General features: G+C 65.1%; 21 protein-coding genes. 10 read left to right on the top strand and 11 right to left on the bottom strand.

The window, feature by feature from the left end:
- Positions 1-70: 70 nt before the first annotated feature.
- The 5 genes from ACE191_RS09110 to ACE191_RS09090 all read left to right on the top strand — a co-directional run bounded on the left by ACE191_RS09110 (position 71) and on the right by ACE191_RS09090 (position 3,949).
- Positions 71-382 carry a hypothetical protein gene (locus ACE191_RS09110; protein WP_400191888.1) on the top strand — a complete coding sequence of 104 codons (312 nt, stop codon included), beginning with the start codon at positions 71-73 and terminating at the stop codon, positions 380-382.
- Positions 383-405: 23 nt separating this feature from the next.
- Positions 406-1,101, top strand: a complete 696-nt coding sequence (locus ACE191_RS09105; protein WP_400191887.1) for a hypothetical protein — start codon at positions 406-408, stop codon at positions 1,099-1,101.
- A gap of 182 nt (positions 1,102-1,283) precedes the next feature.
- Positions 1,284-2,105 carry a sensor histidine kinase gene (locus ACE191_RS09100; protein ID WP_400191886.1) on the top strand — a complete coding sequence of 274 codons (822 nt, stop codon included), beginning with the start codon at positions 1,284-1,286 and terminating at the stop codon, positions 2,103-2,105.
- Positions 2,105-2,509, top strand: a complete 405-nt coding sequence (locus ACE191_RS09095; RefSeq protein WP_400191885.1) for a response regulator transcription factor — start codon at positions 2,105-2,107, stop codon at positions 2,507-2,509. The genes ACE191_RS09100 and ACE191_RS09095 overlap by 1 nt, the downstream gene beginning before the upstream one ends.
- Before the next feature lie 162 nt (positions 2,510-2,671).
- Positions 2,672-3,949, top strand: a complete 1,278-nt coding sequence (locus ACE191_RS09090) for a hypothetical protein (protein WP_400191884.1) — start codon at positions 2,672-2,674, stop codon at positions 3,947-3,949.
- Positions 3,950-3,976: 27 nt separating this feature from the next.
- On the opposite strand, the gene ACE191_RS09085 is transcribed toward ACE191_RS09090, so the two are convergent.
- Entirely contained in the window at positions 3,977-4,333 is a 357-nt protein-coding gene (locus ACE191_RS09085) for an MGMT family protein (RefSeq protein ID WP_400191883.1), read from the bottom strand.
- A gap of 151 nt (positions 4,334-4,484) precedes the next feature.
- Here ACE191_RS09085 and ACE191_RS09080 point away from each other — a divergent pair, with 151 nt between their 5' ends.
- Together ACE191_RS09080 and ACE191_RS09075 are read left to right on the top strand one after the other, a co-directional pair.
- Entirely contained in the window at positions 4,485-6,602 is a 2,118-nt protein-coding gene (locus ACE191_RS09080) for a M13 family metallopeptidase (RefSeq protein WP_400191882.1), read from the top strand.
- 128 nt (positions 6,603-6,730) lie between these two features.
- Positions 6,731-7,165 (top strand): hypothetical protein, encoded by a 435-nt coding sequence (locus ACE191_RS09075; protein ID WP_400191881.1) that lies wholly within the window; start codon positions 6,731-6,733, stop codon positions 7,163-7,165.
- Positions 7,166-7,262: 97 nt separating this feature from the next.
- On the opposite strand, the gene ACE191_RS09070 is transcribed toward ACE191_RS09075, so the two are convergent.
- From ACE191_RS09070 to ACE191_RS09060, 3 genes are all read right to left on the bottom strand, one after another.
- On the bottom strand, positions 7,263-8,015 hold the full coding sequence (locus ACE191_RS09070) for a peptidylprolyl isomerase (RefSeq protein ID WP_400191880.1): 753 nt from the start codon (positions 8,013-8,015) through the stop codon (positions 7,263-7,265).
- Positions 8,016-8,111: 96 nt separating this feature from the next.
- The gene (locus ACE191_RS09065; RefSeq protein ID WP_400191879.1) at positions 8,112-9,014 is read right to left on the bottom strand and encodes a manganese catalase family protein; all 903 of its coding nucleotides are present in this window, start codon (positions 9,012-9,014) and stop codon (positions 8,112-8,114) included.
- 176 nt (positions 9,015-9,190) lie between these two features.
- Positions 9,191-10,381: a zinc dependent phospholipase C family protein gene (locus tag ACE191_RS09060; RefSeq protein ID WP_400191878.1), complete on the bottom strand. Its 1,191-nt coding sequence runs from the start codon at positions 10,379-10,381 to the stop codon at positions 9,191-9,193.
- A 223-nt stretch (positions 10,382-10,604) separates the two neighbouring features.
- Between ACE191_RS09060 and ACE191_RS09055 the strand changes: the two genes are divergently transcribed.
- A complete protein-coding gene (locus tag ACE191_RS09055; protein ID WP_400191877.1) occupies positions 10,605-11,636 on the top strand; it encodes a hypothetical protein in 1,032 nt (343 codons plus the stop codon).
- A gap of 9 nt (positions 11,637-11,645) precedes the next feature.
- Here the strand turns inward: ACE191_RS09055 and ACE191_RS09050 are convergent, their stop codons facing one another.
- From ACE191_RS09050 to ACE191_RS09040, 3 genes are all read right to left on the bottom strand, one after another.
- Positions 11,646-12,269, bottom strand: a complete 624-nt coding sequence (locus ACE191_RS09050) for a hypothetical protein (RefSeq protein ID WP_400191876.1) — start codon at positions 12,267-12,269, stop codon at positions 11,646-11,648.
- Between the two features lie 48 nt (positions 12,270-12,317).
- The gene (locus tag ACE191_RS09045; RefSeq protein WP_400191875.1) at positions 12,318-12,833 is read right to left on the bottom strand and encodes a CinA family protein; all 516 of its coding nucleotides are present in this window, start codon (positions 12,831-12,833) and stop codon (positions 12,318-12,320) included.
- Positions 12,834-12,915: 82 nt separating this feature from the next.
- On the bottom strand, positions 12,916-14,208 hold the full coding sequence (locus ACE191_RS09040) for an amidohydrolase family protein (RefSeq protein ID WP_400191874.1): 1,293 nt from the start codon (positions 14,206-14,208) through the stop codon (positions 12,916-12,918).
- Positions 14,209-14,359: 151 nt separating this feature from the next.
- Between ACE191_RS09040 and ACE191_RS09035 the strand changes: the two genes are divergently transcribed.
- Complete coding sequence (locus ACE191_RS09035) at positions 14,360-14,617, top strand: acyl-CoA-binding protein (protein WP_400191873.1); 258 nt, start codon at positions 14,360-14,362, stop codon at positions 14,615-14,617.
- A gap of 122 nt (positions 14,618-14,739) precedes the next feature.
- On the opposite strand, the gene ACE191_RS09030 is transcribed toward ACE191_RS09035, so the two are convergent.
- The 3 genes from ACE191_RS09030 to ACE191_RS09020 are packed head-to-tail and all read right to left on the bottom strand — an operon-like array spanning position 14,740 to position 16,095.
- Positions 14,740-14,964, bottom strand: coding sequence for a CDGSH iron-sulfur domain-containing protein (locus tag ACE191_RS09030; protein ID WP_400191872.1), 225 nt, complete (start codon positions 14,962-14,964; stop codon positions 14,740-14,742).
- 42 nt (positions 14,965-15,006) lie between these two features.
- Entirely contained in the window at positions 15,007-15,495 is a 489-nt protein-coding gene (locus tag ACE191_RS09025; RefSeq protein ID WP_400191871.1) for a hypothetical protein, read from the bottom strand.
- A 45-nt stretch (positions 15,496-15,540) separates the two neighbouring features.
- A complete protein-coding gene (locus ACE191_RS09020) occupies positions 15,541-16,095 on the bottom strand; it encodes a GNAT family N-acetyltransferase (RefSeq protein ID WP_400191870.1) in 555 nt (184 codons plus the stop codon).
- A gap of 142 nt (positions 16,096-16,237) precedes the next feature.
- Here ACE191_RS09020 and ACE191_RS09015 point away from each other — a divergent pair, with 142 nt between their 5' ends.
- Complete coding sequence (locus ACE191_RS09015) at positions 16,238-16,960, top strand: hypothetical protein (RefSeq protein ID WP_400191869.1); 723 nt, start codon at positions 16,238-16,240, stop codon at positions 16,958-16,960.
- An 89-nt stretch (positions 16,961-17,049) separates the two neighbouring features.
- On the opposite strand, the gene ACE191_RS09010 is transcribed toward ACE191_RS09015, so the two are convergent.
- Positions 17,050-17,508, bottom strand: a complete 459-nt coding sequence (locus tag ACE191_RS09010; protein WP_400191868.1) for a hypothetical protein — start codon at positions 17,506-17,508, stop codon at positions 17,050-17,052.
- Between the last annotated feature and the right edge of the window lie 65 nt (positions 17,509-17,573).

Genomic DNA, 17,573 nt, shown 5'->3' with positions numbered 1-17,573 from the left:
ATATATTTGACCGCTTCAATCCCGGAGCAGCCCCGTTCTCTTTCCCTTCCTTACTCTTCACACCTCGATTATGGCTTTTAACGGCGACGAAGGCGGCCTCATTCCCCTGCAAACCGGCATCGACATGACCACGCGCTACCGCGACGCGGGCCTCAACAGCAGCCAGGGCGTCTTCATTGGCTCCAAGCTGCTGCAAGAGCTGCTCGACCCGGAAAGCGGCGCCAAGGGCATCCGCTTCTACTTCGGCCTCGACGAGGAAGGACTGCTCACGCTGGTGCTGGCCGGCGCCAACGGCGACGAGCGCGACCTGCTGGGCAAGGTGGGCAACAAAGGCTGCCTGTGCCCGCCCTACAGCGACATGAGCAGCCCGCTGTTTCAGTAAGTTTCGTGTAGCCCCGGCAAGCCATGCCTACCGATTTCGACAGCTGGATGGCCGCCGCAACCATGGTGGGCCAGTGGCTCAGCAGCTTCGGCGTGCTGGTGCCGCTGGCCCTGGGCATTTGGCGCTGGCGCAGCTTGTCGGGGCCGGCGCGGGCGGTGGTGTGGTACTTCGCCTTCTGGACCCTGGAGGCCTTCGTGGACGTGTGGAGCCGGCGCGTGCTGCACACCAACATCTACCTCTACCACGTGAGCGTGCTGGTGGAAACCTGGCTGCTGGGCTGGGCCTACTACCGCGCCCTGTCGTCGCCGCGGCTGCGCCGCTGGTTTGTGCCCGTGGGTTTGGTCTTCACCGCCGTAGCCGTGGCCGACGCCACCGTATTGTCGGGCCTCGACCGCAGCAACCAGTACGCCCGTGCCCTGCAGGTGGTGCTGATGCTGGGCTGCGCGCTGCTGTACTTCGAGCAGTGGCTGCACGAGCTGCGGGTACGCGAACCGTGGCAGGACTTCATGTTTCTGGTGAGCGTGGGCTTGTCGGTGTACTACGCCGGCTCGGTGATGAGCTACATGGTGGCCGACAGCCAGACCGCCGCCAACCAGCTGATGCACGCGCTGGCGCTGGTCATCAACCTTTCCTACCTGTTTGCCCTGGTGCTGATGACCCTGGGCCTGTGGCGCGACGGCCGGGCCGGCAACGACCTGCGCCTGAAATTCACCAAATAGGCCCCACTGAAGGCCTGCTTTACTTTCGCCGGGAGGATCAGCCGCAATAATTGTGGCGGGTCATGCTATTAATCCAGATTGACCTTTATACTTTTATAAGTCGGTAGTCGAGCTGAGGAGCAAGTTACCCGCGGTATCGGTCGATTTCCTGCGCGGGCCCCGGCCGCGGCTTACTTTATTCCATGAATTCCTTGCTCGCTTCCTTGTTGCTGGTGACGCCGGTTCTGCTGGTATTGGCCCTGGGCATCGTGGGCTTCGTGCTGCGCTACCAGCGCCGCCTGCTCTGGCAGCAGGAGCAGCTGCGCTACGAGCGGGAGCACGCCCAGCACCAGTCGCTCGAAGCGGCCCTGCTGGCCCAGGAAGACGAGCGCCGCCGCATTGCCGCCGACCTGCACGACGCGGTGGGTACCATGCTCTCCATTGTAAAGCTGCACCTGAGCGCGGTGCCCGAAACCGCTGCCACCCAGGAAATGACGGCCATGCTCGACCAGGCCATTTCCGAGGTGCGGCGCATCTCGCGCAACCTGCTGCCGGCCGTGCTCGAGAAGTTTGGCCTTTCCTTCGCCCTCGAGGCCCTGTGCCGGGCCGTGGGCGGGGGCGCGGCCCGGGTAATGCTGGTGCAAACCGGCGAAGCCCGCCGCCTGCCGCCCCACCACGAGCTGGCCGTGTACCGCGTGGTGCAGGAACTGCTGGGCAACGGCATCAAGCACGCCCAGGCCCGGCAAATCGAGGTGCGCCTGCACTTCGACGCCGACCGTCTTTCGGTGGAGTACGTGGACGACGGCGTGGGCTTCGACGTGAGCACCTTCGAGCAGGCCGCCCCCGTGCCGGGCGCCCGCACCGGCCTTGGCCTGACCAACCTGCGCAGCCGCGTAGCCCTGCTGCGGGGCACGTTGCGCCATGAATCGGCCCCGGGCGCGGGCACCCGGGTTTGGATTTCGTTTCCGGCGACTTATCTTCCGGTCCTGCAAGCTGTTCCTTCCGCCGCCACTGCTGCTTTTTAATGTCTTCGCATCCCTCTGTCCGGCTGGCTATTGCCGACGACCACATTTTATTCCGCAAGGGCCTGCGGGCCCTGCTGGGCGGTTTCCAGGATGTCGAGGTGCTGTTTGAGGCCGGCGACGGACAGGAGCTGCTCGAGCGTCTCGACCTGGTGGACGAGCGGCCCGACGTTATCCTTATGGACTTGCAGATGCCCGTGCTCGACGGCCTGCAAACGACCCGCCTGCTGAAGGCCCAGTACCCGCGCATCCGCGTCATCATTATTTCGATGCACGACGAGCCCGAGCTGATTGAGAGCCTGAAGGCGGAAGGCGCCTTTGGCTACCTGCTGAAAAATGCCAGCCCCGAGGAAATGCGCCGGCTGATTTACGCCGCCGTCGGGCGCAAGGTGGGCGCCGCGGTCTAGCGCCATGCGTCGTGAGCCGGCGACGTCGGCGCACCTTTTATCGGAATTTACAACGCTTTTATAGCAGTGGTCAGATACATGATTGCCGCTGCCGCTCTGGTTACGGCGGCGCCGGCGCATGCCCAGGTTCACCGGATCAACCTGGCTAGCCAAAGCCTGCTTTTGCCAACCAGCCCGGTCCACGTCACGCAGGTAATCGACGCCCGCGCGCATTCCGGAACGGTTGGCTGGGTGATGAAGGGCCTGGACAATACCCTGGTTCGGGCCGACGTAGCGGGCGGCGCGGGACCCGGCCTGGCGGCGCTCTTATACAAGCACCTGCACGCGGCGGCTGGCTCGCCCAAAGCTGTGCTGCGCCTGACCCAACTGCAAATCACCGAGCAGCTTTACTCGGCTTCGGAGGCAGCCATGGCTGAAGTGGGCCTGGAGTTGTGGCTGGAGCAGCCGAATGGATATGTGTTTTGGGGGCAGGCCACGGCTACGCACCGCAGCACCGCTCTCGATGTCACGTCGGAGCACGCGGGCAACATCGTGCGGGCGCTAGATAAAAGCCTGCGGCAACTCCTGTCGCAGCCCCGGCCCGACCCGTTGCCCGCCGCGCAGCCCCTGGCAGTTTTGCAGCGCCCCGTGCGTAGCGAGGCCGGGCAGGAATTTCCCATTCAGCGCGACACAGTGCTGCGCGCGGGCGTGTACCGCGACTACCTGCAGTTTCGCAACAACGCGCCCGAAATGCTGGCAAACCTCACCCTCAAAAGCGAGCTTGCCACCCACGACGAGGAAATGGTGACAGCCCGCCTGCAGCTCGTGGATGACAACGGCAAGCGCGTGCCGATAAAAAACGTCTGGGGGTTTTCCGACGGCCAGCGGGCCTACGTCTATTTCCAGTACAATTACTTCGCCCTCACCCCCACGGCGCACGGGTTTAGATTTCGGGGCCCTCACCTGCTCACTTCCCATGAAGCCACGGAAAGAGCAGGCCTGGCAGTGGGCCTGGGCATGGTGGGCGGGCTGCGCTCGGCCGCGCAAACGGCCCGCACGGCCATGTATGAAGTCAGCCTGCTCACCGGGCAGGTGATAAAGTACGGAACACAGGCGCCCAGTCTGGCCAGCACGCCAGTGGCCAACCAAGCCACCAGCCTGGTGCTGTACTGCCGCGGTGCGGCAATCGAGCCGGCGGCAGCGGTAAAACTTAACGGGCAGATCCGGCCCGAGATGCTGGGAGCAACGCGGCTACTGGTTATTCCCTATGAAGACTACCCCGCGGGCGAAACCGAGGTGTGCGTGGGCCCCGGGCCCGGGAGTTGCCTGCGGCTGACGCTCGACCGGGCCACCGCCAACTATGTGGAAGTTCGGTTCGACAACCCAGCTGCGCCCACCTTGCGCCGGGTGCCGGCCAGCCTGGGCGAAGTGCACGTGCGCAAGTTGAGCGTCGGCGAATAAGCCTTGGCGCCGTTATGGCCCGTTGGGCTAGGGCTGCAGCTCCGCACTGGGGTCCCAGAACAGCTGGGGGAAATTCTGCACCTGGTCGTCCTGCACCACGATGCCTTCGGCTTCGAGGGCTTGCTGCATGGCCGTGGGCGAGCCAAAAAACTGCTTGCCGGTGAGCTGCCCCAGGCGGTTGATGACGCGGTGGCAGGGCACAAACTCGTCGCCGCGCAGGGTATGAGCCGCCTGCATGGCCCAGCCCACGGTGCGGGCGCCCTGGCGGCTGCCCAGGTAGTGGGCAATGGCGCCGTAGGTGGTTACCCGGCCGGGCGGCACCTGGCGCACCACCTCGTACACGTCTTGGAAAAAGTTGCGGTACCGCTCGTTCACGTCTTTCATGGGCAGCAAGATACGGGCCGGCGCGGGCCCGAGAAAGCCGTCGGCCCAGCCCGAAAGACCGTTGGGTTCGGCCGGAAAGCCGTGCGTGGGTCGCATTTCTGCCTTACCTTACCTGCCCGAACCAAGACTTCTCACCAATTTCCCTTTACCAATGAAAAACCGCAACCGCGTGTCGTTGGTCGTTGCCGCCTGGGCCAGTCTGGCCGTGTGGGGCTGCTCCGGCTCGAAGACGGCCGTTTCGACGACTGCGCCCGCCACGACCACCGCTGCCCCCGCCGCGCCCGTGGAGGAAGCCGCGCCCAAGGGCGTGGGCCTGAACGTGGCCAACATCGACGCCTCGGTGCAGCCCTGCGACGACTTCTTTCAGTACGCCTCGGGCAACTGGTTGAAAAACAACCCCGTGCCGGCCGCCGAGGTGCGCTGGGGCTCGTTCAACGAGCTGTCGGACAAGAACAACGCCGTGATGCGCCAGATCCTGGAGGAAGCCGCCGCCAACACCGGCGCCGCCAAGGGCTCGAACGCGCAGAAAGTGGGCGACTACTACGCCACGGCCATGGACTCGATGGCCATCGAGAAGGCCGGCATTGCGCCGCTCAAGCCCGAGCTCAACCGCCTGGCCGCGGTGAAAACCCTCGACGGCCTGCAGATTTCCATTGCCCGCGACCTGATGCTGCAAACCGGGGCGTTCTTCAACACCTACGTGGGGCAGGACGACAAGAAGAGCGACCAGTACGCGGTGAACTTCTACCAGGGGGGCCTCTCGCTGCCCGACCGCGACTACTACCTCAAGGACGACGCCCGCTCCAAGAGCCTGCGCGCGGCCTACCAGACCTACCTGGTAAATACCTTCAAGCTGCTGGGCGACACCGAAGCGGCGGCCAAGAAGAACGCCGCCACCGTGCTGCGCCTCGAAACGCGCCTCGCCAAGGCCTCCAAAAGCCGCGTGGACCTGCGCGACCCCTACGCCAACTACAACAAGATGACCCTGGCGGAGGCGCAGAAGAAATACCCCAACCTCAACCCCAAGCACGTGCTCGAGCACGTGGGGCTGAAGTCGGTGAAGGAAGTGATTGTGGGCCAGCCCGCGTTCTTCCAGGAGCTGAACACCATGCTGAAGGCCGAGCCGATGGCCGACCTGAAAACCTACATGCGCTGGCACCTGGTGACTTCGTTCACCTCGGCCCTGCCCAAGGCCTTCGGCGACGAGTCGTTTAAGTTTTCGCAGGTGCTCACCGGCGCCAAAAAGCAGCAGCCCCGCTGGAAGCGCATGCTGCGCGCCACCGACGGCGCCCTGGGTGAGGCTTTCGGCCAGCTCTACGTCGACAAGGCCTTCCCGCCCGAAGCCAAGCAGAAGGCCCTGGAAATGGTCAACAACATCAAGGAGGCCATGGGCGAGCATATCCAGAAAAGCGACTGGATGAGCGCGGCCACCAAGCAGGAAGCCCTCAAGAAGCTGAGCACCTTCACGGTAAAAATCGGCTACCCCGACCAGTGGAAGGATTACTCGGCGCTGAACATCTCGCGCGACTCGTACCTGAGCAACGTGCTGGCCTCGCGCATGTGGGCCTACCAGGACAACGTGAGCAAGTACGGCAAGCCCATCGACCGCAAGGAGTGGGGCATGACGCCGCCCACGGTGAATGCCTACTACAACCCGTCGATGAACGAAATCGTGTTCCCGGCCGGCATCATGCAGCCGCCGTTCTTCGACCCCAACGCCGACGATGCCGTGAATTACGGCGGCATGGGCGGGGTTATCGGCCACGAAATCACCCACGGCTTCGACGACCAGGGCCGCCAGTACGACGCCCAGGGCAACCTGCGCGACTGGTGGACCAAGGAAGACGCCGAGAAGTTTGAGGCCCGCGCCGCCATCGTGGGCAAGCAGTTCGACGCTTTCTCGCCGCTCGACTCGGTGTTTGTGAACGGCAAGCTGACCATGGGCGAAAACCTGGCCGACCTGGGCGGGCTGAACATCGCCTACACGGCCCTGCAAAAGCAGCTGCAGAAAAAGTACGGCAACGGCCCGCGTCCCAAGTTCGACGGCCTCACGCCCGAGCAGCGCTTCTTCCTGTCGTGGGCCCAGGTGTGGCGCACCAACGCCCGCCCCGAATACCTGCGCCAGCAGGTGCTGACGGACCCGCACTCCCCGGCCCAGTACCGCACCATTGGTCCGCTGCAAAACCTGCCCCAGTTCTACGAGGCCTTCGGCTGCAAGGACGACGCCAAGATGGTGCGCGCCCAGGCCGACCGCGCCAAGATCTGGTAAGCGAGGCTGAGCAATTGACGTTTGACAAAAAAGGCGGCCCGCACCCTGCGGGCCGCCTTTTTTGTGACTGCGCCATGCTCTAACGCCCGCCCCCCAGCGCCTAAGCCCAGCGCCCCGTATACACCCCGATGATTAGAATAGCTGCCCGACTGGCGGCCGGCCTGCTGCCGCTGCTGACTGCCTGCCAAGCCAACGACTCGCCGCCCGAGCAAGCCGCGGTCCAGCCTTCCACGACGCCGGAAATCACCGCGGCACCGCCCGACCGCACTGCCGGATATTTGGCCGATCTGCGGGTGGGCGACGTGCTGGTGGTACGCTTTTTTCCCGAAGGCGGCTCTACTCCCCAATTCTATTTCTACCAGGTGTTCCGCCTCACGCCCGACAGCGTGCTGACGCACCCGGCCTTGGAGCCCGCCTTATCGGCCGAGGCCGACGTGCGCCGCCCGAGCGTGTTTGCCCCGCAGGCCGTGCGCGCCTACACCCGCGCCGAACTGCTCGCGTTTCAACGCGAAGACCCCCTCGACCCGCAGCACTCGCGCCTGGTGAAGGTGGTCAGGAATTAGGAGAGCGTCTGGATTAGGAACCCGGAAATTCGAGTCGGGGTAGACGCTGGAATTCTTCGCCGACAGCCCCGGGCGGCCTGCTACGACCACCGAAACCCTACTTCACCACCTGCATCTTCATGCCGATATCCTTCAGGGGCCACTTGTAGGGGTCGACGGGCTCGTTGGTGATTTTCTCGACCACGTCGAGGCCTTCGATTACTTCGCCGAAAACGGTGTACTGTCCGTCGAGGGCAGGCACGCCGCCCTCAGTGGCGTAGACTTTGACCTGCGCGGGCGTGAGCTTGCGGTTGGCGGTGGCCCGCGCTTGCTCGGGCGTGAGCTTCTGGCCCTGCACGAAGTAGAAGTCGTGCGAGGACGACAGGCGCTGGGGGTTTTTCTCGTCGTCGTAGCGGGCCATGCCCAGGGCGCCGCGGCGGTGGAAGTGCTGCGGGCGGATTTCGGACGGCACGTGGTACTTGCGCAGCTGAATGGTGCGGCTGTCGGAGTTGCCGCCCTGGGCCACGAAGTCCTTGACCACGCGGTAGAACACGGTCTGGTCGAAGTAGCCCTTGTTGACCAGCAGCAGGAAATTGGCGCGGTGCAGGGGCGTGTCTTCGAAGAGGCGCACGCGGATGTTGCCCAGGCGCGTGGTTACCAGCACTTCAGTTTCGGGATGCTCCCGGCCGTACTGGGTGAGCACGGCCACGGCGTTGGAATCGGCCATGCTCAGCAAATCGGGGCCGGGGCGGCCCGAGCCGTCGGGCGTAGTGGGCGGCGCGGGCTTTTCGACCACGGGCGGTGGCGACTGGTTGCAGGCGCCCAGCAGCAGGGCGGTAGCGCAGGCCAGGGGCAGAACACGGCGAAGCATGGGCAGGAATTGCGTAAACGGGAAACGGAAGCGTCCCCCGCGCCCGGCCCGAAGCGGGCAGGCGCGGAGGACGCGAAGGTAAGGCCCGGCGTCAACTCAGAGCTTGATGCCGAGTTTCTTGGCAATGTCCTTGAACATGTCGGGGTCGTAGTCGTCGGCCCCGGGCGAGTTCAGCTGCGGCTCTTCTTCCAGGTCGGGGTAGGGCACGCCTTCCACCGAGCCCTGAATCAGCTCCAGCGGTTGCCCGTCTTCGGGGTGCGGGCCGTTCCAGATCAGGCCGGCCTGCTGGTAGTCTTCCTGGCTGAAGGTGTAGAGCTTGCGGTGCAGGCCCTTTTCCTCGTGCTTGCGGGCTTCCTTAAAGGCCTTGTTGCTCAGATCGGGCACTGGCACGAGCTTGGTGACTTCCACGCCGGTGAGGTATTCCAGGGCGCGGGCGTAGGCCACCACGTGCACCCCGCCGCGCACCAGCAGGTAGCCCACCATTTCGCGGGCCGTGGGGTCGGTCACCATCGAGTACACCCGCATCTTGTTGGCCCGGGCGCCGCACTCCAAAAAGAAGTTGTGCAGCAAGTCCAGTTTCAGGTTGCCCGAGTTGTGCACGTACTGCCCGGTCCAGGGGTTGCCCATCGAGTCGTAGGGCATGGCGGCCTGGTTGCTGCTCAGGAAGTGGTAGCTGTTGCGCGCGTCCACCGCGTTCTGCAGCGGCCCCGGCTCGGGGTCGTGGCCGCGCTTGGTGGTGCCGGTCAGCAGCAGGTTGATGGCGTACGACACGGCCTCGATGTGGCTGTACTCCTCGGCCGCGATGCTGGCCACCAGTTCGTAGAACGGCCGCAGGCGCTTGCGCCCCCGGAAGTTGAACGACTGGAACGTGTAGTTCATCAGGGTCGACATTTCCCCGTACTTGCCGCCCAGCAGTTCCTGCACGGCCGCCGCGTCGTTGGGCGAGGCATTTTTGGGCGTGGGCAGCTCCAGCGCGAGCCGATCGATGCGGTGAATCATAGGATGGGGTGTTTGGGTTGGTTGGGAATGGGAGCCGGGGCCGGGCCGGAATCGGGCAGATGCCGACCTGGGCTCAACGCCTTAAGCAGCAGCGTAGTTATAGACGAGCTAAACAAACAACGCCCTCCGGTGGGAGGGCGTTGCGCGGGTAATAATCTGGAATAAAGCAGGTTAGTCTAGTCGCCGAAGGGGCTGTTGGCGTCTTCCTTCTTTTTCTTGTCCTTGGTTTTCTGCTTGCCACCGTCTTCCTTTTTCGACTTGGTTTTCACCTTGTCGGCTGCCGGGGCGGGAGCGGGGGCGGCGGGCGTAGCGGGGGCTTCGGTTACCGGGGCGGGGGCGGCGTTTTCGGCCGAGCCCACCACGTCGGCCTTGGGAGCGGCCTTTTCCTTGCGCATGGCCAGCAGCAGGCCCTGGTCCACCAGCTCGTGCTTTTTCCAGGCCGCCAGCTGCAAGTCCAGCGTGTCTTTCTCCGACTTGCGGAGCTTACTGGGCTTCATGAGCTTGTTCAGGTCGGGGCTGCCGGCGTCCTTCCAGGCCGTGTACCACATCGACGACACCATGGTGGTGGCCAGCTTCAGGCGGAAGGCCACCATGCCGCCCACTTTCTTGTGGTAGGCGTCGGCAAAGGCGTCGGAGTAGGAGCGGCGGGTGGTACCGTACTTGTGCGAGTAGGTGTACTTTTTCTCGGGCGTGAACTTCTTGCTCACCTCCACCTCGTAGTCGAAGGTGGCGCCCAAAAAGCCGTACGACTCCTGCACCACTTTCCAGATGCTGGTGAGCGGGTCTTTGATGTACTCGGCCTTCTCGCCGTCGAGCTTGTACTCGGCAATGTGGCGCTCCACCAGCTTCGACTCCCACAGCGAGTGAAGGCCGTGCTGCTTGGTGAGCTGCCCGTCGTAGTTCTCGGTGGTGTGCAGCGGCACGTAGGCGTCCGACACGTAGTGGCCCAGGTCGGCCGACAAGGCCACGATGGCCGTGGTGTCGCCCTCCTTGAAGGCCTGCACCAGCTTGTCCTTCACCTCCATCACCACCCACGGCACGGTGCCGTACTTGCGCAGCGTGTCGGCGGTGTATTTGGCCACGGCCTTCTCGTACACCTTGGGCATGAGGCCGAAGGGGTTGTCGCCGTAGTGGTCCATGTCGATGTAGTGCTTGGGCGCCTCGCTCGCATCCTCGTTGCGCCGCTCATCGGGAGCCGTCGACAGCCGCACAATCTGGTTGAGGTGGCGGAAGTAGAAGGGCTGCATCGAGCCGGGCAGCTCGTACACGGCCACCTGGGTGATGGTGCGGTGGCCGAAGAAGCCCCAACCGGGCGACAGCACCGGGCAAAGCAGCACGATGGCCAGAGCAAAGAAGAATTTTTTCATCGGGAAGCGGCAAAAAGGCGGAGGGCACTAGGGCTCCGAAAGTTCGGGAAAAAATCGGGTGCTGCCAGCAGGCTTCGGCAAAACGCGCGGCCCCGCCAAGCCGGCCGCCGAGGCCTCCGAAACCGGCCTGCGCAGGCGCCGCCCACCGGCTGATGGAGGGCAGCGTTCGGCCGCGACGCCGCGTTTGCCGTTCTTTAGCCCGCGCCCGTTTTCCGCCGCACGCATGAACACCATCTCCAAGAAGAAGCCCAGCTACCGCATCAGCCCGCCGCTGCGCCAGTACCTGCAGCTCTACGACCGCGAAACCACCCTGCCCGTCAGCTACGCCGATTTGCGCCGCTCATCGGGAGCTTTCCCACTGCTCGACCGGCAGGGCAAGGACACGCTCTGGGAAACGGTGCAGTACGAGCCCCACACCCTGCTCGAACTCAGCCAGGGGTTGACGGAAGTGTACGCCCTGCTGAAAACCGACGGCGACCTGTCGTTTTCCGAGCACCTGCTGGCCGACCGCATCGACTACTGCCGCTTCGGCAACTCCAACCCCTTCCGGGTGCGCATCGTCAACCAGTTCAACGACAACTACGACTACTTCTACGTAAAGCGCGCCGACGCCTCGCGGGTGTACGGACTGGAGCTGGAGCACTTGTTGTCGCCCAACTCCATCAACTTCCTGGTGACCGGCGACACGCTTATCGAGGAGCACATTGCCGGCATTCCCGGCGACGACTTCATCAAGACGCGCCTCGACCGGCCCCACCTCAATCAGGTGCGCATCGCCAAGGAGTTCGTCAAGTTCAACGAGCGGTGCTTTGCCCGGCTGCTGGGCGACATGCGCGCCTACAACTACGTCATCGACGTGACGCCCGACTTCGAGGACGAGCAGTACCGGGTGCGGGCCATCGATTTCGACCAGCAGAGCTACGAGGGCCACAAGAGCATGTACCTGCCCCAGTACTTTGCCGACAACCGCCCGGTGGTGGAGCTGGTGCGCCGCCTGCTCTCCCCCGAAACCATCCGGCAGTACCAGGCCGAAGAGCGCGCCCTGATGGCCCGCCGCGCGCGCGCCGAACGCTACCGTCTCAAGGATCTGGTGGACTGCATGCGCCAGGAAGAACTCTCGCCGCCCGACAAGATCGAGCAGCTCAAGAAAGAGCTGAACCTGCAGCACCAAACCACCCTCTTCGACCGCTGCGACTCCATGGGCGACGTGGTACGGCTGAATCTGCGCCTGGTGCTGGGCCGCCGCAAAGAATAGCCGCCGGGGCTAGCGGCCCAGCCCGATGTGCAGGGCTACCGATACTTCGAGGCCGCCGGGGCTGAGAATGCGCGCGGCGTTGCGCAGCCGGACCGAGGGTGCGGGGTAGTTGGGGCTGAACTCCACCGGATTGCCGCCCAGGCGCAGGCCCTGACCCACGGTGCCCGAAATGCCCACGTGCCCGGGCTGCCAGCGCAAACCGCCGCGCAGGTGCAGCACGCCGCTGGGACACAGGCGGTATTCCGTTTCCTCGTTGTCGACTGACAACCGCACGTTGTCGATACCGCCCGAGCGCACCAGGTTGGCGCCCACATAAGGGGTGAAGGCCCGCTCGGTGGTAAGGTAGTAGCGGGCACCTACCCCGATTTTGCCGCCCAGCCCCAGCCCCGCGCCGGCATTGACGTCGACGTGCGAACTGACCAGGTACGCGTATTCGAGGCCGAAGCCGTAGGGCGCGCCCCAACCCAGGGACAGAGCCAGGGAAGAAGTGCGGAATGGCGAAAACGAAGTGGGAGACGTCGGTTGCGGGACACTTGGCGGGGCCGCTGATGGCGGGGTAGCAGCATCCTGGGCCGGAGCCGTGGCAACGACGGCCACCGTCAGCAGGCCCGTGAGGAAGGTATAGCGTAACATGGCACAAAGATGACGGGCCCGCCCCGGAGTTGCACCCTGAGCACCGCGCTAGCTGCCGTGCACCGGCTCGCCGGGGCCGGCTTGGCGGCGGTCGAGCAGCTCGTCGAGCTTGGTGTAGATGAAGTCGGCGGCCAGGTCGCGCAGCTTGTCGGTGGGGCCCTTCAGCACTTCGCGGTACTCGTGGGCGCGGCCTTCGAGCAGGATGGTGACGAAGATGGTGCCCGAGGGCTTGTCGGGCGTTTCGGAGGCGCCGGGCCCGAACAGACCGGTGATGGACACGCACACGTCGGCGGGCAGCTGCTTGTGCAGGCCGGCCACCATTTCGTTGCTGATCTGCTGGCTTTCGGCTGAATACTCGTCCAGGGTTTTCTTTTTCACGCCCAGCAGCCGCTGCTTGGCGTCGGCGTGGTAGGTGACCACCGAGCCCAGCAGCACCTCGCTCACGCCCTGGGCCGGGGCCAATTGAGCCGCCACCCAGCCGCAGGTGCAGCTTTCGGCCAGGGCCAGGGTGAGCTTGTGTTGCAGGAATTTCTTGACGAGGGCCGAAAGGTCGGTGGGTTTCATACGGGAAGGTTGAAGGACGAAGCGGCAGGGTGCCTTACGTAAGGCCGGCCCCGCGGGGTTGGACTACCCCGGTTGGCTTGGCTCAGTCCCGGCGGTACACCCGGCCTTCCTTCATCACGAAGCGCACCTGCATCATGGCGCCGATGTCCTGCAGCGGGTCGCCGTCCACGGCCACCACGTCGGCCAGCTTGCCAGGCTCCAGGCTGCCCAGGTTGGCGGTCTGGCCCAGCAGCTCGGCAGCCGAGAGGGTGGCGGCGCGTAGGGCCTCGAGCGGGGGCATGCCGGCTTCCACCATGTAGCCGAATTCCAGCGCATTCACGCCGTGGCGAAACACCGAGGCGTCGGTGCCGAAGGCAATCTTCACCCCGGCCTTGTAGGCCCGCCCAAACGTGCCCTGCAGCCGGGGGCCGATGGCCAGGGCCTTGGGCGTCACCAGCGGCGGATAGTAGCGCGGGTTCTTGGCGGCCGAGTCGGCCACCGATTTGCCTGCCGTGATGGTGGGCACGTACCAGGTGCCGTTTTTCTTCATCAGCTTCATCGTCTCGTCGTCCATCAGGGTGCCGTGCTCGATGCTGGTCACCCCGGCCCGGATGGCGCGCTTCATGCCCTCGGCGCCGTGGGCGTGGCAGGCCACGGCCAAGCCCAGGTCGCGGGCGGTGGTTACCACAGCGCGGATTTCCTCTTCCGTCATCTGCGGGGCCGAGCCGTCCTTGGCTACCGACAGCACCCCGCCGGTGGAGGCAATCTTGATCAGGTCGGCGCCGCGCTTGTACTGCTCGCGCACGGCCTGCCGGGCCTGGTCGGGGCCGTTGGCCACGCCGTCCACGGGCCCGGGCACGCCCATCAGATCGAAGCGGTAGCCGTTGGTGGGGTCCATGTGCCCGCCGGTGCCGCTGATGGCGCGGCCCACGGTAAAAATGCGCGGCCCCAGCACCTGCCCGCGGTTGATGGCGTTGCGCAGCGCCAAGTTCACGCCCGAGCCGCCCAGGTCGCGCACGGTGGTGAAGCCGGCCAGTAGGGTAGTGCGGGCGTAGCCCTCGGCGGCGTAGGCCACGTCGGCGGGGTTCAGGGTAAACTCCTGGATGAAATTGTCTTTGCTGGTTTCGCCCTCCACGTGCACGTGGCAATCGATGAGGCCGGGCAGCACGGTGCGGGTTTTCAGGTCGATGACCTGGTCGGTGGGGCCGGCGGCGGCATAACCGGCCTGCACGGCCTGCACGCGGCCGTTTTCCACCACCAGCGTCTGCTCGCTCAGCAGCTTGCCGGCGCGCACGTCGAGCAGGCGGCCGCAGTGCAGGTAGGTTTTCTGGGCCCGGGCCGGAGTGGCGAGCAGCAAGCCGGTCAGCAGGGCCAGCAGAGTAGAGGTTCGGAGCATGGCAGTGGTTGGGGAAAGAAGGCAGTGGGGGCGGAAGATACGCGCTATAAGAATGCTGCATGCCTACCAAATTGCCGGCAATCCGTACCTTACCCGCCGGAGCCGCCGCCGCGGTTCCGCTCACGGTTTCACTTCTTCATTTCATTCCCGCATGGCTACTCAGGAAGCTTTCGAACAAGCCGCCCAGCGCGCCCAGCAACTGCCCAGCAAGCCCTCCAACACGGTGCTGCTCCAGCTCTACGCCCTCTACAAGCAAGCCACCGAAGGCGACGTACAGGGCGAGCGGCCCGGCGGCTTCGACTTCAAGGGCATTGCCAAGTACGACGCCTGGAGCAGCCTCAACGGCAAGAGCGCCGAGGACGCCCGCGCCGAATACGTGGCCCTGGTCGATTCGCTGTTCAACCAGTAGACGGCCAGCCCGCGGATGGCCAGGAGCCTAGCCGCAACAAACAAAGGGGCCCCGGCTACTAAGTCGGGGCCCCTCGCGTTTCAGGCTTTCCGCGCCGGCTGAAACTCCGGCGCAGACCGCCGCTAAACCTTTTTGGGCGGCAAATCGAAGGCTACGGCGTTGTGCTCGAAGTGGCCTTTGTGGGAGCCGTCGCAGAAGGGCTTGTTTTGGGAGAGGCCGCAGCGGCAGATGCTCACCAGGGTGCGGCCGTTCAGGCCGTAGGGCTGGCCCTGCGGGTCCACGATTTCGAAGTCTTCGCCCTCGATGCGCAGGGAGCCGTTGTTGTTGACGGTAATTTTAGTGGCCATTGGCGGGGTATTAGGAGGAAAAACAAAGGAAAATGGCTGCGGCTAGCGGCAGCCGGTGCAGGTCAGCGGCGTGAAGATGCCCGACAGAATGCGCCAGCTCCCGTTCTCGAAGCCCCACATCAGCCAGTAGCGCCCGGTTTGCTGCGACTTGCCGGCCCCGGCCTTGGGAGTCCAGCTTTCGGTGAACTCGCCGGTTTCGTAGCCCACCAGCACCTGGTCGTTTACCTGCACCTGCAGGGTGCGGTTCATCCAGTTCAGGTCGGGGCGGCTGCGCCAGCGGGTGCGCAGCAGGCGGCGCGCGTCGGCCGGGGTGGGGTAGCAGGCGTCGGCCTCGCACAGGTTCACGCGCGAGCTGAGCAGGGCGTAGAGGGCGGTGGAGTCGCGGCCGTTGAAGGCCCGGTTCCAGGCCACGCTCTGGGCCTTGATGTCGTCGATGTGGCGCTGCTTGGGAATCTGGGCCAGAGCGGCAGGCGCGGCGCCGGCGGCAGTCAGCAGCAAAAGCAGGGCAAGTAGGCGGGAGCGAAGCGGCACGGGTGGGTGGGGTAGTAGGCAGGAGAAAGCAGCGCGGCCCGGGCGCTAGGCCAGGGCTTTGCGCAGCACGTAGTCGTTCATCCAGTAGGGGCCGATGGCAATGTCCTCGCTGCGGTGCTGCTGGAAACCCTGGTGCTCGTAGAAGCGCAGGGCGGGGTTGTGGCGGTTCACGTTCAGCTCCAGCCACCGGGCGCCGGCGCGGCGGGCGGCGGCTTCCACGGCCTCAATCAGCTGGCGGCCCAGGCCCCGGCCCTGGTGGGAGGGCAGCAAATACAGCTTGTGCAGCTTGTATACTTCGGGTGCTTCGGTGCGGGGGCTGAAGGAAGCGTAGCCGGCCGGGTGCCCGTCGGTGTGCAGCAGCAGGAAGGCGTGGCCCTCGTCGCTCATCTGCCGCCGCAGCGAGGCGGGCGTGTAGATGACGCGGTACATGTAGTCGATCTGCTCCTTGGAGATGATAAAGCGGTAGGTGGGCTCCCAGGTGGCTTCGGCCAGCTCGATGATGACCGGAATATCGGCCAGGGTAGCCGGCCGAACCGCCACGGCCGGGGCCGGCGAGTGGGGCGCGGCCGAGGAAGCGGAATCGGGTGCGGGGGTAGACATAGGGCGCAAGTAAGGGGACAATTTGGCGAAAAAACGACTATTGGCCGGCGGCGCGGCGGCTTTGGCCCGAAATTTCGAGTAGCAGGGCGCCGCTGCCCGCCTAGTTCCAACCGGTTGGGCCCAATCTCGTAACCCCGTTGCTATGAAACGTTCCCTTGCTTTTTCTACTGCTTCCCGCCTTTTCCTGCCGCTGCTGGGCGCCGCGGTGTTGCTGAGCCCGGCCCCGGCCGCGGCCCAAACCAAGCCCGCCGCTTCCAAAGCCGACACGACCAAAACCACCAGGCCCGCGGCCAAATCCACGATTTCGGAATCGGTGCTGGCGCCCGTGGAGCGCGACCTGCGCGTGTTCGGCGAGTGGGTCAACGACAAAGTAGAGCGCGCCGACGCCACCATCCGCCGCGAGCTGCCCCAGGTGAAGGCCGACTTCGAGCGGCAAAGCCAGCGCATCGACCGCGCCGCCGACAGCCTGTCGAACCAGTCGAAGCGCGAGTACGGCTACCTCAAGAGCCGCTACAAAAGCTGGGAGGCCGAGCAGGCCCAGCGCGAAAGCCAGGCCCGGCAGCCCGCCACGGCCCAGCAGGCGCAGGTACGCTTCCTGGGCGAAAATGTGAACATCGCCCGCGCCCGGCCCGCCGAGCTGCACGACCTCTACGGCCGCTTCATCGACTACAGCCGCGAAAACCGCAAGCAGTGGACGCCCGACGACTGGGCCCAGGCCAGCACGGTGCTCAGCAAGCTCAACCAGCGCTACGAGCAGGTGCGCGAGCAGATCGAGCTGGATGAGCGCCTGCGCATTCGCTCCTGGCAGGCCGAGTTCCGCACCTTCGAGAAGGCCCGCGGCACCAAGGATGCGCTCAACAAGTAGCCTGGCTCTTCATTCAACTGCCGCGGCCGCCGCCCGCCCCTCAGCCGGGGGAGTGGGCGGCGGCCGCGGCAATTAGTGCCCACATCGGCTCAGGCCACCGACAACAGGCGCTGGGTACGCTGGCGCATCCAGCGCCAGGCGGGGCCCACGGTGTAGAAGGTACGCAGCTCCAGCTCCTGTTCCAGGTGCTCCAGGGTTTGCGCGTTGCCCGGCGACACGGGCGTGTCGGGGTCGAGCACGTAGGCGAAGCTGCGCAGTCCGTTGGCCTTCACCACCGGCGTCCACTCAAATTCCAGCCAGGTCAGCGCCTCGCCCCAGTCGCCACTGGTGCCGCGCTTGTCGTTGATCATTCCCAGCGGGTGCAGCTGCTCAACCCAGGGCAGGCTGGCCTGGGCCACGCGCACTACCTCCTTGCTGGTCAGGTGGCCGTGCCAGCGCACGTACAAGGTTCGTTCGTTGGGGAAAAAATTGAAGTCGGCTACGGAAATGCCAAAATCATCGGTGACGGAGTGAATCAGGTCGGAGGCTAGGTGGGGCGAGCGGGGCATGGCAGGCGGTGGTATATCATCAAGGTACGATATTCAGCTACGAAAGGAAACACTTCGGCGCGTGC

Source organism: Hymenobacter sp. B81, from assembly GCF_044628455.1.
Classification (GTDB): domain Bacteria; phylum Bacteroidota; class Bacteroidia; order Cytophagales; family Hymenobacteraceae; genus Solirubrum.
The sequence above is the reverse complement of the archived record's forward strand: the minus strand, read 5'-3'. Positions and strand labels throughout refer to the sequence as shown.

What these genes read in the sequence shown, in the direction of transcription:
- ACE191_RS09105 (WP_400191887.1), top strand. Translation starts at nt 406, where the DNA reads ATGCCTACCGATTTCGACAGCTGGATGGCCGCCGCAACCATGGTGGGC.
- ACE191_RS09095 (WP_400191885.1), top strand. Translation starts at nt 2,105, where the DNA reads ATGTCTTCGCATCCCTCTGTCCGGCTGGCTATTGCCGACGACCACATT.
- ACE191_RS09050 (WP_400191876.1), bottom strand. Translation starts at nt 12,269, where the DNA reads ATGTTACGCTATACCTTCCTCACGGGCCTGCTGACGGTGGCCGTCGTT.
- ACE191_RS09030 (WP_400191872.1), bottom strand. Translation starts at nt 14,964, where the DNA reads ATGGCCACTAAAATTACCGTCAACAACAACGGCTCCCTGCGCATCGAG.
- ACE191_RS09040 (WP_400191874.1), bottom strand. Translation starts at nt 14,208, where the DNA reads ATGCTCCGAACCTCTACTCTGCTGGCCCTGCTGACCGGCTTGCTGCTC.
- ACE191_RS09070 (WP_400191880.1), bottom strand. Translation starts at nt 8,015, where the DNA reads ATGCTTCGCCGTGTTCTGCCCCTGGCCTGCGCTACCGCCCTGCTGCTG.
- ACE191_RS09045 (WP_400191875.1), bottom strand. Translation starts at nt 12,833, where the DNA reads ATGAAACCCACCGACCTTTCGGCCCTCGTCAAGAAATTCCTGCAACAC.
- ACE191_RS09075 (WP_400191881.1), top strand. Translation starts at nt 6,731, where the DNA reads ATGATTAGAATAGCTGCCCGACTGGCGGCCGGCCTGCTGCCGCTGCTG.
- ACE191_RS09010 (WP_400191868.1), bottom strand. Translation starts at nt 17,508, where the DNA reads ATGCCCCGCTCGCCCCACCTAGCCTCCGACCTGATTCACTCCGTCACC.
- ACE191_RS09080 (WP_400191882.1), top strand. Translation starts at nt 4,485, where the DNA reads ATGAAAAACCGCAACCGCGTGTCGTTGGTCGTTGCCGCCTGGGCCAGT.
- ACE191_RS09060 (WP_400191878.1), bottom strand. Translation starts at nt 10,381, where the DNA reads ATGAAAAAATTCTTCTTTGCTCTGGCCATCGTGCTGCTTTGCCCGGTG.
- ACE191_RS09015 (WP_400191869.1), top strand. Translation starts at nt 16,238, where the DNA reads ATGAAACGTTCCCTTGCTTTTTCTACTGCTTCCCGCCTTTTCCTGCCG.
- ACE191_RS09110 (WP_400191888.1), top strand. Translation starts at nt 71, where the DNA reads ATGGCTTTTAACGGCGACGAAGGCGGCCTCATTCCCCTGCAAACCGGC.
- ACE191_RS09020 (WP_400191870.1), bottom strand. Translation starts at nt 16,095, where the DNA reads ATGTCTACCCCCGCACCCGATTCCGCTTCCTCGGCCGCGCCCCACTCG.
- ACE191_RS09065 (WP_400191879.1), bottom strand. Translation starts at nt 9,014, where the DNA reads ATGATTCACCGCATCGATCGGCTCGCGCTGGAGCTGCCCACGCCCAAA.
- ACE191_RS09035 (WP_400191873.1), top strand. Translation starts at nt 14,360, where the DNA reads ATGGCTACTCAGGAAGCTTTCGAACAAGCCGCCCAGCGCGCCCAGCAA.
- ACE191_RS09100 (WP_400191886.1), top strand. Translation starts at nt 1,284, where the DNA reads ATGAATTCCTTGCTCGCTTCCTTGTTGCTGGTGACGCCGGTTCTGCTG.
- ACE191_RS09055 (WP_400191877.1), top strand. Translation starts at nt 10,605, where the DNA reads ATGAACACCATCTCCAAGAAGAAGCCCAGCTACCGCATCAGCCCGCCG.
- ACE191_RS09085 (WP_400191883.1), bottom strand. Translation starts at nt 4,333, where the DNA reads ATGAAAGACGTGAACGAGCGGTACCGCAACTTTTTCCAAGACGTGTAC.